This is a genomic window from Dellaglioa carnosa (assembly GCF_026948345.1).
In the GTDB taxonomy this organism is placed as follows: Bacteria; Bacillota; Bacilli; order Lactobacillales; family Lactobacillaceae; genus Dellaglioa; species Dellaglioa algida.
Window position 1 is genome coordinate 1 of the sequence record NZ_JANXLI010000016.1, and the last position, 641, is coordinate 641.

Consider the following 641-nt stretch of genomic DNA (forward strand, 5'->3'; position numbering starts at 1 on the left):
AAAATGCACCCAGTAGGAGTCGAACCTACAACCTTCTGATTCGTAGTCAGACACTCTATCCAGTTGCGCTATGGGTGCATTAAAAATATAAAATTAAAACAATAAATGGTGCCGAGGACCGGAATCGAACCGGTACGGTGATCACTCACCGCAGGATTTTAAGTCCTGTGCGTCTGCCAGTTCCGCCACCCCGGCATTTATTGAAAAGCGGAAGACGGGATTCGAACCCGCGACCCCCACCTTGGCAAGGTGATGCTCTACCACTGAGCTACTTCCGCAAAAAAATTAAAAAAATGGTGCCGACTAGACGATTCGAACGCCCGACCCCCTGATTACAAATCAGGTGCTCTACCAACTGAGCTAAGTCGGCATAACTGAAAATGATGCGGGTGAAGGGACTTGAACCCCCACGTCTTACGACGCTAGATCCTAAATCTAGTGCGTCTGCCAATTCCGCCACACCCGCAGGATGTGGAATTGAAAATGAGCCGTGACAGGCTCGAACTGTCGACCCTCTGATTAAAAGTCAGATGCTCTACCAACTGAGCTAACGGCTCAAATGGAGGTTACAGGGCTTGAACCTGTGACCCTCTGCTTGTAAGGCAGACGCTCTCCCAACTGAGCTAAACCTCCAAATAATA

7 tRNA genes are annotated in these 641 nt (G+C 49.1%); all 7 read right to left on the minus strand.

Annotated elements, in window-relative coordinates:
* Positions 1-4: 4 nt before the first annotated feature.
* Positions 5-78: transfer RNA gene (locus N0K80_RS07805), tRNA-Arg, on the minus strand.
* Positions 79-106: 28 nt separating this feature from the next.
* Positions 107-195 (minus strand) — tRNA-Leu (locus tag N0K80_RS07810).
* An 11-nt stretch (positions 196-206) separates the two neighbouring features.
* Positions 207-278 (minus strand) — tRNA-Gly (locus tag N0K80_RS07815).
* Between the two features lie 16 nt (positions 279-294).
* Positions 295-370: transfer RNA gene (locus N0K80_RS07820), tRNA-Thr, on the minus strand.
* A gap of 14 nt (positions 371-384) precedes the next feature.
* Positions 385-466, minus strand: a tRNA-Leu gene (locus N0K80_RS07825).
* Between the two features lie 18 nt (positions 467-484).
* Positions 485-557: transfer RNA gene (locus tag N0K80_RS07830), tRNA-Lys, on the minus strand.
* 3 nt (positions 558-560) lie between these two features.
* Positions 561-633, minus strand: a tRNA-Val gene (locus N0K80_RS07835).
* Between the last annotated feature and the right edge of the window lie 8 nt (positions 634-641).